Raw genomic sequence first — 14420 nt, forward strand, 5'->3', positions numbered from 1 at the left:
GGCCTGCCCTATTGTGCCCGCCTCACTGCTTAAGCCCGAGCATCTGCCGGGTCTCACCCGGCGTGGCAAGCTCACCGCCGATCTTCTCGAGAATCTCGACGCCCTGCCGCACCAGATCGGCATTGCTCTGCGCCAGCACGCCCTTGCGCAGGTAAATGGTATCCTCGAACCCGACGCGCATATGCCCGCCCAGCAACACCGACTGCGCCGCCATGGGGAAGCTGTGGCGGGAAATGCCGAAGCCGGTGAAAGGCGCACCGCGCGGAATTTGGTTCTTGGAATACATCATCGCCTCCGGCGTCGCGGGCAGACCATATTTGGTGCCGAGTACGAAGGTGAAGGGTGCATTCTTGGGAATTAGGCCCTTGGCCATCAGATCGTCCGCGAAGACGAAATCGCCGGCCTCGAAGCATTCGATCTCGGTCAACACGCCCGCGTCCTGCAACATGGTACCCATCTTGCCGACGATCATCTCCAGATTCATGGCGATGCCGCCCCACAGATTCATGGTGCAGATATCGAGCGTGCACATGTCGGGCTTGAGGTCGAGAATATGCTCGATCCGCCGCTCCGCGGTGAACATCAGGGTCTTTTCGAGGTCCGGCATCGCCGGCTCCTCGGCGCTCTTGGGGAACCACATGCAGCCTGGGCCGGTCGTGACGTTGAGGATCACGTCCGTGTTCTTTTCCCGGATGAGGCTCACGACCTTGCGATAGTCGTCCATCTCCTGGCTCGGCGTGCCATCTTCGCCATTGCGGACATGCACATGGATGATCGACGCGCCGGCCTCGGCCGCGTCCAGCGCTTCCTGCGCCACATGCTCGGGGCGGAAGGGAAAGTTGGGATGCTTGGGCATCGGCGATGCGCCGGTGATCGCGCAGGTAATGAATGTCTTGCTCATCTTTTTCTCCTATCGGACACCGGCGCTCGCCGCTTATGCTGAGCGCAGCATAAGCCTCAACGCGCCCGTTCCACCATGACTTCCAGCAAGCGGGGGCCGCTGCCGGCAAACAGATCCCGGATTGCATCGTCCAGCGCTGCGGGGTCGGAAACGCGCGCACCGGGCACGCCCATGCTCTCACCAAGCTTCACGAAATCGATACCCGGCAGCTTGCTGCCCACCACCTCGATGTCGAACAGCGCACCGAACTGGTCGAGCGCCGCATAGCCGCCATTGTTGACGATGAGGAAGCGCACGTCGAGCTTAAGGTCGCCCGCCGTCCAAAGGCCCTGAATCGAATACATCGAAGACCCGTCGCCCAGCAGGCACAGCACCGTGCGGTTCGGTTGCGCAAGGGCAGCGCCGACCGCAGCAGGCAGCGCAAAGCCCAGCCCGCCGCTGGCGGTGGCCATGAACTCATCCTCGAGCCGGATCGGGAAATGATCGTGCAGCGGTCCGCGCGTGCTCGGCGCTTCCTCGCTGATGATGATGCCCTTGGGACGCAGGGCATCAAGGCGCTGCATCAGATAGGGCTCGAAAATGGCGGCGCCATCGGGGCTTTCGGCGGCATGGCTCGCGGGAGGTGCTGGCGCCTTCCGGGGTGCAGCATGAGATGCAGCATACAGGCGCGCAATCGCGTCCGCGACATTGCCGACGATGGCCGTGCCGACAGGCGTGCGAGCGGCCGTGGCTGGATCATCGACAATCTGGATGATCTGCGCGCCCTCGGGCACATAGGGGCCGAAGCCCTCGACATGATAAGTAAAGACCGGCGCCCCCAGCACCAACACGAGATCATGGCCATCCAGTGCGTCCACAATGGCTTCACGCGAGGCCGGGAGGAAGCCGGCGAACAGGGCGTCATCTTCCGGGAACACGGCGCGGGCAGCCATTGGCGCGACCCACACCGGCGCCTGATGCGCTGTCGCCAGCGCATGGAGCGCGGCGCGCGCATTCTCGCGGCCGACGCCAGCGCCGGCGACGATCACCGGCGATTTCGCGGCGTTCAGTGCGTCCGCGGCGGCACCGATGAGGGCAGGGGACGCCATCGATTCCTGAGAGACAGTCGAGGTGCTGATCGGCTGGCAGGCGCGATCCCAATCGTCGATGGGCACCGAGACGAACACCGGACCGCGCGGCGCCTGCATCGCCATATGATAAGCGCGCAGGATGGCCAACGGCACATCCTCGGCGCGCGCAGGCTCGCAGGTCCATTTGACGAAGGGTTGCGGAAACTCCGTGGCGCTCTCGGCATAGAGGAACGGGTCGTAAGGGAAGATGCTGCGGGCCTGCTGCCCTGCGGTGATCACCAGCGGCGTCTGGTTGCGGAACGCGGTGAAGATGTTGCCAAGCGCATGGCCCGTGCCGGCAGAGGAATGCAGGTTCACAAACGCAGCATTGCCGCTCATTTGCGCGAAGCCGTCCGCCATACCGACGACGACGCTTTCCTGCAGCCCCAGGACATATTGGAAGTCCTGCGGCATGTCGCGGAACAACGGCAGCTCCGTGGAGCCGGGATTGCCGAACAATGTCGTCATGCCCAGATCGCGCAGCAGGCTCATCACGGCATCACGCACCGTCGGTCCTTCGACTGCCTTGGGCTTCTCGACTGCCAGACCCCGCGCCGTCATGCCGCCGCTCCTATCACGTTTGTTGCTGCCGTCATTGTCATTCTCTCTATATATGAAATTATCACATACGCGAACGCATAATCGCGCCTGCGGCCGGGCCGTCAGCCCACGCAAAGTAATTAACATGTTCAGCAAAAGATGGAAGCGGCAACGCTAGCTCGTCACCGCATGGCCGATCCAAGCCACACCCGAAGAAGAACGGGCGCGGCTTGTCGAGGATCAGGCCACCGGTCAGGCGTCCATCACAAGGACGGGCTTCACCACCGCGCCGCTCTCGCCGGCATGGAAGGCTTCATCGATCTGCGCGAACGGGAAGGTCTTGATGAGCCGGTCATGCGGGAAACGACCCGCAAGATGATGGTCGATCAGCTCGGGCAGGAAGCCGAACAGATCGGAATCGCCACCCAGGATGCCCATCAGCCGCTTGCCGCCACCCATGAATGCCGACTCATTGAGTGTCAGATTGGCGGCGGGGTCGGATGCACCGACGATGCCGACGATACCCAGCGGCGCAATCAGTCCGGCGGCGCTCTCGATGATCGCCTTCAGACCCGTCGTATCGAACGCATAGCCCAGCCCCTGCGGGCAGAGTTTGCGGATTTCCTCCTCGGCATTGCTGGTCTTGCCGTTGATCGTGTGCGTCGCGCCCAGTTCGCGAGCCAGCGCGAGGCGATTATCGTGGATGTCGACGGCAATGATCGGGTTCGCGCCCGCGATCTTGGCTGCCATGATCGCGCCGAGGCCGACAGCGCCCGTGCCGAAGACGGCGATGGGCATGCCGGCGCGCACCTTCATGCTGCGCAGCACGGCACCGGCGCCGGTCATGAAACCGCAGCCGAGCGGCGCGAGGGTCGAGAGTGGCACATGCGCGGCGCTTTCGGGCACCTTCACGACGTTGCGGGCATGGCCGATGGCGTGGGTGGCGAAGGAAGACTGGCCAAAGAAATTCGCATTCACGCCCTCGCCATCACGATGCAGCGTGTGGCTGCCGTCCGGCCTCGTGCCGATCCAGTTCTCGGGCACGAAATTGTAGCAATAAGTGGGCTTGTCGACTTCACAGCTCGGGCAGGTGCCGCAGCTGTTGAAGCTCATCAGCACCCGGTCGCCCGGCTTCACATAAGTCACCTCGGACCCGACCTTCTCGACCACGCCGGCGCCTTCATGGCCCAGCACCATGGGGAGCGGAGTCGGGAGTTGCCCATCGCGTGCGGCCATATCGGTGTGGCAGATGCCGCAGGCGTGGATGCGCACCAGCACCTCGTCAGCGCGGGGCTCGTCCAGCGTCACGGCTTCGATTGCGAACGGCGCTTCACCGCCCTTGCAGATGGCGGCCTGTGCGGATGTGGTCATGCGTGTCACTCCTGTTCTGGTCTTGGCTTGAGGCAGCGCGATATTGCTCAGCCGAGCCGGCCGAGCGACATGCCGCCATCGATCATCATTTGCGCCCCGGTTACATAGCTCGATGCATCGGAGGCAAGGAACAACGCCAGCGGCTTGATCTGATAGGTCTCGGCAATCCGCCCCATCAGGGTCGCGTCGTCCCACGCCTTGCGGACGACGGGATCTTTGAGCGATCCGTCCGCGATGTTCGTGACGAAAGGCCCGGGCAAGATGGCGTTGACGCGGATCTGATAGGCCCCCAGCTCCAGCGCGAGGTGGCGCACCATGTGGCTGACCCCGGCCTTGGACGGCATATAGGGCATGGGTACAATCGGCTCGCAGATCACGGCCGCATTGGACGAGGTGGCGATGATCGAGCCGCCTTTACCCCCCTTCTTCATCAGCCGCGCAGCATCGCGCATCGTATTGTAGGCGCCGGTGAGGTTGATCGCGATGATCCTGTCCCAGATCGCCGGATCGTAGGTGTCGATCTGGCCCTGCGGGTCGCGGCCGCCTTCTGGCTTCCAGAAGCCGGGGCCGATGCCGAGCCCGGCATTGGCAAAGGCAATGTCCAGTCCGCCATAAGCAGCCTCGTGCGCATCGAACACCTGCGTGGTGCGGGCGCGGTCGGAGACATCGAGCTGGTCGGCGCGCGCCTCATAGCCTTGCGCGCGCAGGCGTGCTGCTTCCCGCTCGGCGGCGGCACCATCGACGTCCGTCAGCGTGACCTGCGCTCCGGCTTCCGCCATCGCCTCGGCATAAGCGAGGCCGATGCCGTAGGCGGCGCCTGTCACGAGCGCGCTGCGCCCCGCGATGTCGAACTGCTCAAGTGCCTTGGGGGGCTGTCCCGTGCCAGCGTCGGTCATTCTGTGCGGTCCTCTCCGGTCAGGCGCGTTCAGGCCGGTTCTTCGTCGAACACATTCAGTTCGATCTGCACGCCCGTGGGATCGTGCAGGAAGACCTGTGTCATCTTGATCACCTCGACCCGATTCTCCCGCCAGGGCACGCCATGCGCCTCGAGCCGCTCGACTAGCGGTCCAAGGCCGACACACTGGAACGCAACATGATCGAGGCCGCCAGTCGTCCCAGTGATATTGTCGTAAACCCCATGTTCGGACAGCGCGCCGGGCGTGCTGATATGAACGATCGGATCGTCCTTGTGATCGTACATCCACCGGACCATTGTCCGGTCCAGATTGGACGGCGGATCGCGCTCCTCAAGCAGCAGAATGTCGCGGTAGAACGCCACCACCGGCAGCAGGTCACGGGTGCGGATATTGACGTGGTCGAGCCGTTTGATGAGCATGTACGAGTCCTGTTCGTGGGGAGGCAGGCGGTTGGCTTATTGATAGTGTCCAAAGTATCTGCGGCGCAACCGCTTCTGGCCTTTTTGTGCGGCGATTGTGCGCACAATAAGATCGGGAGAGGCGACGGCGCGCGCCTCCCGATCCATTGGCTTGACGAAGCGGTCAGAAACTCCGGCGCACGGAGACCGCCCAGGTCCGCAATGGCGCAGGCACACCCGTCACGACGCCGAGCGACGCGCTGACATCGCTCTTGGTCAGGAAGTAATATTTGTTGAACATGTTCTGCACTTCCAACGAGACGCGCCAGTCTTTGTCCGTCGTGGTGAAGGACAGGCGACCATTGGCGAGGAAGTTGCCCTCCACCCGGCTCCACTCAGAGTTGGATGTCTCGGTGAAGACATCGGACTGATAGGAGCCATCGAACCGCACGCTCACCGTGCCGGGCGTGATCTCATGATCATATTGCAGGCCGAAGCTGTAGGTCCATTCCGGCGTGTAAGGCGTCACCGCATCCAGTGAAATGCCGGACGTGCCGACTTCCTTATACTGGAAGTTGATGTAGCTGAGGCTTCCATCGACGGTGAATCCCGCGAACGGATGAATGGTCGTTTCCAGCTCGAAGCCCTTGACGTCCGCCTTGCCGACATTGGTCGGCTTGAGGCAGGGCACGGATGGGCAGGCCGAGAGCGTGAGGATCATGTCATTATATTTGTTCAGGAACACCGCGCCGTTCAGCCGGACGCGCCGATCGAACAGGTCGGACTTGAACCCCAGCTCATAGGTGGTGAGCGTTTCCGGGTTGAAGCTGCCGAGCTGGTTGCAGGGTGCCGGAGCGACATAGCCCGGTGCCGTGCACGAACCCGCCGAGGGCCCGAAGAACGGCCGGGGATTGACGCCGCCGCCCTTGAAGCCGGTGGCGACCGAACCATAAACCAGCAGTTCCGGCGAGAAACGGAAGTCGGTGGAAATCCGCCAATCCCAGCGATCGCCCTTGAAGCTGTCGCTGACATTGTAGAGGCCGGAGAGCAGGCAGTTGGGCGTGTTGCCGATGCCGGTCGGTCCTGCGGTCGGTGCGCCCTGGAAGAACTCGCAGATTGGGAGGGACGGCAATTGCGCCGGCGTCCAGTTGCCGAACGGAACCGTGCCGTCCGGGTTGCGGCGGAAGTAGGTGTAGGTCTTTTCATCACGCGTGTAGCGCAGACCGCCCGAGATGCTCCATCCTTCCAACGGCCGGATCACGCCATTGGCGAACAGCGCTTTTGAGGTGGACGGCGTGGTGTCAGGACCATGCAGGAAGTCAATGCCGGCATAGTTGAGGTCGACACGGGCGGAGTAGGTGCCCTTCTGATCGAAGTAGAAGCCGCCGAGGGTGAAGTCGGCGAACGTGCCGACCTTACCGTTCAGGCGCAGCTCCTGGCTCCAGGCATGATGGTTGAGCTGGTTATCCAGTTGCGCGACGGGCACTGGGGTCGCGTCCTGATCCTGCCCGAAGTTCGACTGATATTCGCGATAGGAGGAAATCCACACGACATTGAGGCTGTCGCTCAACGTCCACGTCACATTGCCGTGAATGCCCCAGCCCTTGAAGTTCTGGTTCTGTAAGGCCGTGTAGGGCTTGTAGGGGGACTGTGACGTGGGCAGCATTCCATCCACGAAATTGGCGTAGCTGATGAAGCGGCGATCGCCGCCATAGGCCGAGCTGGCCAGGGAGTCGCAGCCATAGGCCCCATAAGGCACGAAGGCGCAGCCTACCGGCACGGGACTGCCATTCTTGCCCGGCAGCCAGGCACCGCCATTGGCATTCGTACCGGGGTTGGGGATGGCCGGGTTGAACGGATTGGGGTTGGTCGAGGTCGGCCCCGGCAGACCGGCCGCGATCAGCACGGTTGGCGCCGGCTCCGACTTATCCGACGTATAGTCCCCGGACAGGTTCACTTCGAGCGCATCGGAGGGCAGCCAGCGGAGCGCGATCCGCCCGGCGACATAGGATTGGCCGCCCTGCGTCCCGACAACGGGATCGGCGCCCCGGTTGTTGCTGGCCGGCACGTTGGAGCCGGGGTGGGTCGCGCCATAATCCAGAAGTTTGAGGTAGCCATCGCGGCTCTTCGCGGCGCCAGACAGGCGGACGAACAGATTGTCCGTCACAGCGAAGTCGGCCATGCCGCGCAGATCGAGACGGTTGTAGGAGCCGTAGGTGGCCTCGAGCGTGCCGCCGCCAGAACCATCGGGCTTGGCACTGAACAGCTTGATGGCGCCGCCGATCGAGTTCTTGCCCGCCAGCGTCCCCTGCGGGCCGCGAAGGATCTCCACCCGGTCCAGATCCATGAGGTCCAGCAGCGAGCTGGAGAGGGTCGGAATGTAGACATCATCAATATAAACGCCCACGCCTGGGTCGAGGGCATAGTTGAAGTCGGTCTGCCCTACGCCGCGGATGAAGGCGATGAGGCCGGCGCCGCCATTTTGCGGTTGTGGCCGCAAGGTCACGTTGGGTGACTGGTTGGCGATGTCGGCAATGCTGGTCTGTCCGCGCTGCTCCAGCAGGGCGGCGTTGACCGCGGTGATGGCGATCGGCGTATCCTGAAGCCGTGTCTCGCGGAACTGGGCAGTGACGACGATATCGCCGGTAACGTCCGTGTTCTGGGTACTTTGGGGCTGTTCGCCACTTTGGGCGTAAACCGGCGCGGCTAGCGCACAGGCCAGGGCATAGGACGCAACGGATCGCGCGCAAAATCTGCGCATGGGCAATCTCCTCTCCATGTTGCCGTTGCTGATTTTCATGTCTCGTAGCGGACATGCAACGGCGTGGCGGCGGCATAACATGAGGGTTTGGGGCCAGCAATATGTGCAATAGTGTGAACAGCGGCGGGCCGGCGGCTGCCCGGGTGATGCTGAGACATCATTGGATATTGTCAACAATGACTGTCTCCGCAAATGGCGGTAAGCCTTGCGTTTTTGGCCCGGCCTCTCTCGGGCTTGCCTGATTGCATCGGTCGTGCGAGGGGCGGCGGCATAGCGTTGAATTGAAGAAAGGGTTGAGTACTGTGATCGCAACGACACATGTCGGAAGTCTGCCGCGCGGGCCGGAGCTTGTTCCCTTGCTGCTCGCGAAGGATCATGGCGAGCCCTATGATGCCGCGCAGTTCGAGACGGTTGTACAGCAGGCCATCGACGATGCCGTTGCCAAGCAGGTCGAGGCCGGAGTCAGCATCGTGTCCGATGGCGAACTCGGCAAGGTCGGTTACTCAACCTATATCATCGAGCGTCTGGAGGGCTTTGGCGGCCACACCGATCGAAAGCCGGCGCTCGACCTCGCGCCCTTGCCGGAGCTGCGCAAGAAGCTCGCCGCGATCATGGGCGATCAGGAGTTCACCCGCGCCTCGTGCATCGCACCGGTGAAGCTCAAGAACCTGCAGCCCTGCCATGACGACATTCGCCGTTTCGATCAGGCGCTCAAGGCGCAGGGCAAGGGCGCACGCGGCTTCATGAATGCCGCGTCGCCCGGCCTGATCACGGCCTTCCAGCCCAATGCCTATTATCCCAGCCACGAGGCCTATCTCGCGGATCTGGTGACGGCCATGCGCCCCGAATATCAGGCGATCATCGATGCGGGCTTCGACCTGCAGCTCGATTGCCCCGACCTCGCCATGTCCCGCCACACCGGCTATCAGGACGTGAGCGACGCAGAGTTCGTGAAGATTGCCGAGGCCAATGTTGAGGCGCTGAATGCCGCCACCGAAGGACTCCCCCGCGACCGGTTGCGGATGCACATCTGCTGGGGCAATTATGAAGGCCCGCATGATTGCGACATCGATCTCGCGAAGGTGCTGCCGACGATCCTGCGGGCCCGCCCCGGCGTGGTGCTGTTTGAATCGGCCAATCCCCGCCACGAGCATGAGTGGACCGTGTGGCGGGATGCGAAGCTGCCCGACGATCTTGTGCTGGCCCCGGGCCTCATCGATAGCTGCTCGAACTATGTCGAGCATCCGGAACTGGTCGCCCAGCGGATCGAGCGCTTTGCGGGCATCGTCGGCGCTGAGCGCGTGATCGGCAGCACGGATTGCGGCTTCGGCACCTTTGCCGGCTATGGCAAGATCGATCCCGCCGTCACGTGGAAGAAGCTGCAGGCCCTGCGGGAAGGCGCCGATATTGCAGCCAAGCGCCTCGCGAGCGTGCCGGCCTGATTTAAAAGCTCCATGCCGGGCCGCGCTGTTCAGATGCGTGGCCCGGCATCGAATCCTGTCAAGGCGCGGCCGCCATCCTGGCGCGTTGCGAGGGGGCGGTTTCGGTGAGGAATATCGCCACAATCCCGCCGAGGATCGCCAGCACCACCATGATCCACAGGGGCGCGGCGAGGCTGGTCGCGTCCGCCGCTACACCGGCCAGCGAAGGCGCGAAGACCCCGCCCAGGATTTCCGCTGATCCCATGGTGAGACCCAGCGCCGTCGCGGCTTGGCGCGGATCGGCGCTTTCCGACGGCACGGTGGCCATGAACAACGGGAAGATCCCGTTCAGCCCCCAACCAAAGAAGAAGATCGGGACCAGTCCCCAGATCGACCCGCTCCAATAGAGGGCGCCCAGCGGCAGGATGATGCCGAGCAGAGGCATGGCGATCATGACGGGCCGCCGCCCGATCCAGTCCGACAGGCCCGAGATCGCGAAGCTGCCGATAGTCGCGGAAATGCCCAGGGTTGCGATCAGCCAGCTCATTTCCGTAGGGGTGTAGCTTCTGACGCTGGTGAGGTAGATCGGCAGGAAGGTCAGGCAGATGACGAAATAGCTGACCATCAGCACGCCCAGCAGCACGCAGACCAGCACATTGCGGGTGCGCAACACACTGAGGACACCTTGGGCTTGGCCATCCTGTGCCTGCGGCCGGGCCGGAGCGGCCGGCTCTTCCAGCGTGAACCAGATCAGCAGGGCACAGATGATGCCGGGAATGGACGCGAGGAAGAAGGCGTTGCGCCACCCGAACTCCAGGCCGAACCACACCAGCAAGACAGGCGCGAGAAAAGACCCCAGCAGGTTGGACCCGAAATTCTGGGCGATCCCCTGCGCGAGGCCGCGACGGCGCGGGTCGACTTCGCTGGCGACCATGGCATGGCTGATCGGCATCACGCCGCCTTCCGCCGCGCCCATCAGCATCCGTGCGCACAGCATGAAGAGGAAGCTTGTCGCCATGCCGCTCAGAAAGCAGCAGAGCGAGAAGCCGAGCGTCGCGCCGACGAGCAGGAGCTTGCGATTCCCTATCGTGTCCGACAGGCGGCCGATGGCGAAGGCCGCAATCGCCCAGGTGAAGGAGAGGCCGCCCGCGAGCAGGCCGATCTGAGCGTTGGACAATCCGAGCTCGGGCTGGACGAATGGCATCAGCACGTTGAGCGCCTGCCGATCGAAAAAGACGATGCCGAAATTCAGGCTGAGCAGTCCGACCAACCATGCCTGATAGCCGCCACTACGCAGACGCGGCGTGCCCGCATCCCCCATCACCATAAGCCCCTCCATGAGTCCTCTTGTTGAGGGCATCATGGCGCAGGCTCTGGCAAATGGATAGCCCTCTATCGAATGGCTGTGCGCCCTCGATAGGTTGGGCAACCTTACGCTCCCGGCAGCGCGAACCGCGCGCGAATGTCATCGGGCACGCGCTCGGCGCGCATCCCGCCCGGGCGTTCGCTGTCCCGCACGGTCCACACCCGCTTCTCTGTGCCGCTCACGCAAACATGCCCGTCTTTGAGCAGGCGATGCCGAATGGTGAAGCTGGAATTGCCGAAATCGGGCGCTTCCACCTCCAGCACCACATCATCGCCATAGGCGGCGGGGCGCTGGAACTTGGCCGACACATCGACCATCGGAAAGCCGACCACGCCCTGGGTTTTCAGCATGTCCCGCTTGCGCACGCCAAGCGCCTTCTCGAACAGCATGATCGTGCTCTCGCCGAACATCTCGAGGAAGCGCGGCGCATAGACGATGCCCGCCGGGTCGCAATGTCCCCATTCGATGCGATAGGGCCGGGAGAGGAACGCCTGGAAGTCATCCGGCTGTGATGCAGGGGCGCCGGTCATGCCGCGAAATCCAGACCGCCGCGCCGTTCTGCAAAACGCCATCCCTCCGGCGTCTTGCGCAGGCGATCGGTATAGGTGCCGATCAGCGGCCCCTTGGGATCGCGCACCGGCAGGCCTCCAGTTTCGCTCGCGACGCCCTGATACAGGACGATGACCGACAGCGCCGTCGCTTCGGTCTCGCTCAAGACGTCCACGACCACGTTGGAAACCACATGGCGCGCCGCACGGGCCGGCCTGCTCTTGAAGGTCGCAAGAATGGCGTCACGTCCCTTGATGGGCTGATCCGGTGCGCTCGGCCGGGCCATCTGGCCATCCTCGGTATAGAGGGCCGCGACGGCATCCCAATCGGCGGCATCGTTCAGGAGCGTGTAGCGATTGATGAGCGTGGTGCAGTCCCACTCGATCGCCCGCCGCATCGCGTCGTCCAGTGTCACGCTCATGCCGCGTCCGCCTCTTCGGGCAGCAATTCGGTATCGATCTGCTTCTGCACCGGTGCGGGATAACGCGCGCCGGCAACGGCGCCAGGCGCGAAAATCGCATCGACGGCCGCGACGGATTCGGGCGTAAGGGTGATGGAGGCCGCTTTCACATTCTCCTCGAGATGCGCGATGGACCGCGTGCCGGGGATCGCGATGATCTGCGGCGCCCGCGCCAGACCCCACGCGAGGCTGAGCTGTGCAGGTGTGATGCCGAGATCGGCCGCTACCGCATTGAACCGCTCGGCCAGCTTGAGGTTATGGCTGAAATTCGGCTCTTGAAAGCGCGGCATGGGGATGCGGATGTCGCCGGGCTTGAAGTCGATGCTGCTGATCGCCCCGGCAAGCATTCCGCGCGCGACCGGCGAAAAGGCGACGAAGGCGATATCGAGATCGCGGCAGGCGTCCAGCACAGCGACTTCCGGATTGCGCACCCAGGGCGAATATTCGGACTGAATGGCCGCAATGGGATGCACGGCATGCGCGCGGCGGATGCTCGCTGCGGACATTTCGGAAAGGCCGATGGCACCGATCTTCCCGGCTTCCTTCGCGCGCACCAAAGCGCCCATCGAGTCTTCGATCGGCACGTTCCGGTCGAGCCGGTGCATGTAATAGAGATCGATAAAATCGGTATCGAGCCGCTTGAGCGAGCGTTCCAGCGATCCCGTGATCGTCTCCGGCCGCCCGTCCAGCACACGCTCGCCATCGATCAGATCGAGCACGCACTTGCTCGAAAGCACATAATCCTTGCGACGATGGCCGACAGCGCGGGCAATCAGGCCCTCATTCTTGCCGCCGCCATACAGCGCTGCGCTGTCGAGATGCGTCACGCCGATGTCGAGCGCATGATTGAGCAGGCGCGCGCCTTCCTCCTCGCTCGGCGGGGCATCATAAGCGTGAGAGAGGTTCATGCAGCCCAGACTGATGGCGGAGACGGCCATGTCGGCGATGCGGCGGGTGGGGAGGGGTGTCGATGGCGAAGTCATGGCCCGGCTTGTGTCGCCCCGGGCATCAAAAATCAATCCTCGCGGCGCTTTTGGCGAGGATTGCGTGCCTATCGCCCAAAGCCGAGGGTGGTTCCGATCCAGCCCCAGAAGTCCCGGGACGCATCCTTCACATGCTGGGATGCGTCGCGATAAGCGATGGGATCGTCCCGAACACGGATGACCGGCCAGTCCGCCTGATTGATGGCATTGCGTGAGCGGAAAGCCGCGAGCAGACGCATAGCCTGCGTCATCAGAGCTGGCGAGGCGAGCAAAAGGGGTTCGCGCTGGAGCGCGGCGCTTACCAGCCCGAATTGCTCGACGAACTGCCGACGGAGCTGGAGCAATTCATGCATCCGCGCCGCTTGCGCGATCGTGCCTAACTGCACGATTTCAGTTTCGGTGGCAGAAAACGCGCGCAGCAGGTCCGCGAGATCTGAACTTAGCCCGGTCGCCACTGACATGCATCTCTCCCGCCGCCTATGGTCTGACGGTAGAGCGGCGCCTTAAACGGCAAAGCTTGAGAAATGACTACGGGCATGACGCCGATGATTGAGCGTCGCCGGAAATGAAGCGGTGTGCAGCCGCGAAACAGGCCGCACACCGCCAGTCTTTATCAGCCGGCCTTGTTGAGCTGAACTTCCAGATCGCCGAGCACGCGATAGCAATCGAGCACCTGTGCGACCGAGCTGTTTGGCTCGCGGCCCTCGCGGATCGCGGCGATGAACTCGCGGTCCTGCAGTTCAATGCCGTTGCTGGAGACGGCGACGCCGCTCAGGTCCACAGGCTCTTCCTTGCCGGTCACCAGATCGTCATAGCGCGCGATCCAGGTGCCATTGTCGCAAATGTAGCGGAAGAAGGTGCCCAGCGGCCCATCATTGTTGAATGAGAGGGAGAGGGTGCAGATCGCGCCGCTCTCGCTCTTGAGCTGGATGGACATATCCATCGCGATGCCCAGCTCCGGGTGCATCGGGCCTTGCACGGCATTGGCCTGCACGATCTTGCCGGCCTGATAGGCGAACAGGTCGACCGTGTGCGCGGCGTGGTGCCACAGCAGATGGTCCGTCCAGGAGCGCGCTTCGCCCTTGGCATTCATGTTCTTGCGGCGGAAGAAATAGGTCTGCACGTCCATCTGCTGGATCGCGAGTTCACCGGCCGTAATCTTGTTATGGATATACTGGTGGCTCGGGTTGAAGCGGCGGGTGTGGCCGACCATGCAGACGAGGCCGGTTTCCTTCTGCGTGTCGATGACCGCCTGGGCGTCGGCCCAGCTGTCCGACAGCGGGATTTCCACCTGCACATGCTTGCCCGCCTTCATGCAGGCAATGGCCTGCTGGGCGTGCATCTGCGTGGGCGTGCAGAGGATCACCGCGTCCACGTCATCACGTGCAAGCGCTTCGTCCAGTTCGGTGCCGCTGTGCTTCGCGCCATATTTGGCGGCGACTTCGGCGGCCTGCTCGGCACGGCGGCTGATGATCGAGACGATCTCCACGCCATCGATGTTCTTGAGGCCGTCGAGATGCTTTTCGCCGAATGCGCCGGCGCCTGCGAGTGCGATTCTCATGAGGGGGAGTCCTTTCTCCAGCTAACCCCTCCCTTTCAAGGGAGGGGCAAGGGGTGGGTGAGAGGTATCTAAACGAACGGCGG

Annotated in this window: 13 protein-coding genes; 1 reads left to right on the forward strand and 12 read right to left on the reverse strand. The window is 63.3% G+C overall.

Annotated features, from left to right (window positions below; genetic code table 11):
• Window positions 1-22 precede the first annotated feature (22 nt).
• The 6 genes from M2331_RS07110 to M2331_RS07135 all read right to left on the reverse strand — a co-directional run bounded on the left by M2331_RS07110 (window position 23) and on the right by M2331_RS07135 (window position 7997).
• Window positions 23-901, reverse strand: a complete 879-nt coding sequence (locus M2331_RS07110) for a 3-keto-5-aminohexanoate cleavage protein (RefSeq protein ID WP_181559627.1) — start codon at window positions 899-901, stop codon at window positions 23-25.
• A gap of 56 nt (window positions 902-957) precedes the next feature.
• Window positions 958-2571 carry a benzoylformate decarboxylase gene (mdlC, locus tag M2331_RS07115; RefSeq protein ID WP_181559628.1) on the reverse strand — a complete coding sequence of 538 codons (1614 nt, stop codon included), beginning with the start codon at window positions 2569-2571 and terminating at the stop codon, window positions 958-960.
• Window positions 2572-2802: 231 nt separating this feature from the next.
• The gene (locus tag M2331_RS07120; protein WP_181559629.1) at window positions 2803-3921 is read right to left on the reverse strand and encodes an NAD(P)-dependent alcohol dehydrogenase; all 1119 of its coding nucleotides are present in this window, start codon (window positions 3919-3921) and stop codon (window positions 2803-2805) included.
• A 47-nt stretch (window positions 3922-3968) separates the two neighbouring features.
• Window positions 3969-4817: an SDR family NAD(P)-dependent oxidoreductase gene (locus M2331_RS07125; RefSeq protein ID WP_181559630.1), complete on the reverse strand. Its 849-nt coding sequence runs from the start codon at window positions 4815-4817 to the stop codon at window positions 3969-3971.
• A 29-nt stretch (window positions 4818-4846) separates the two neighbouring features.
• Complete coding sequence (locus tag M2331_RS07130; RefSeq protein WP_181559631.1) at window positions 4847-5257, reverse strand: VOC family protein; 411 nt, start codon at window positions 5255-5257, stop codon at window positions 4847-4849.
• Between the two features lie 163 nt (window positions 5258-5420).
• Complete coding sequence (locus M2331_RS07135) at window positions 5421-7997, reverse strand: TonB-dependent receptor (protein WP_181559632.1); 2577 nt, start codon at window positions 7995-7997, stop codon at window positions 5421-5423.
• 302 nt (window positions 7998-8299) lie between these two features.
• On the opposite strand from M2331_RS07135, the gene M2331_RS07140 reads away from it, so the two are divergent.
• On the forward strand, window positions 8300-9439 hold the full coding sequence (locus M2331_RS07140) for a cobalamin-independent methionine synthase II family protein (RefSeq protein WP_264592321.1): 1140 nt from the start codon (window positions 8300-8302) through the stop codon (window positions 9437-9439).
• A gap of 58 nt (window positions 9440-9497) precedes the next feature.
• Here M2331_RS07140 and M2331_RS07145 read toward each other — a convergent pair whose 3' ends face one another.
• The 6 genes from M2331_RS07145 to M2331_RS07170 form a co-directional block, all read right to left on the reverse strand.
• Complete coding sequence (locus M2331_RS07145) at window positions 9498-10745, reverse strand: MFS transporter (RefSeq protein WP_264592322.1); 1248 nt, start codon at window positions 10743-10745, stop codon at window positions 9498-9500.
• 104 nt (window positions 10746-10849) lie between these two features.
• Window positions 10850-11314 (reverse strand): acyl-CoA thioesterase, encoded by a 465-nt coding sequence (locus tag M2331_RS07150; protein WP_181559634.1) that lies wholly within the window; start codon window positions 11312-11314, stop codon window positions 10850-10852.
• Entirely contained in the window at window positions 11311-11754 is a 444-nt protein-coding gene (locus M2331_RS07155; RefSeq protein WP_181559635.1) for a nuclear transport factor 2 family protein, read from the reverse strand. Before M2331_RS07155 ends, M2331_RS07150 begins: the two co-directional genes overlap by 4 nt.
• Window positions 11751-12776: an aldo/keto reductase gene (locus M2331_RS07160; protein ID WP_181559636.1), complete on the reverse strand. Its 1026-nt coding sequence runs from the start codon at window positions 12774-12776 to the stop codon at window positions 11751-11753. The genes M2331_RS07155 and M2331_RS07160 overlap by 4 nt, the downstream gene beginning before the upstream one ends.
• Window positions 12777-12844: 68 nt before the next feature.
• On the reverse strand, window positions 12845-13237 hold the full coding sequence (locus tag M2331_RS07165; protein ID WP_181559637.1) for a hypothetical protein: 393 nt from the start codon (window positions 13235-13237) through the stop codon (window positions 12845-12847).
• A 152-nt stretch (window positions 13238-13389) separates the two neighbouring features.
• Window positions 13390-14337: a Gfo/Idh/MocA family oxidoreductase gene (locus tag M2331_RS07170; protein WP_181559638.1), complete on the reverse strand. Its 948-nt coding sequence runs from the start codon at window positions 14335-14337 to the stop codon at window positions 13390-13392.
• Between the last annotated feature and the right edge of the window lie 83 nt (window positions 14338-14420).

The organism is Sphingobium sp. B10D7B (assembly GCF_025961955.1).
GTDB lineage: Bacteria > Pseudomonadota > Alphaproteobacteria > Sphingomonadales > Sphingomonadaceae > Sphingobium.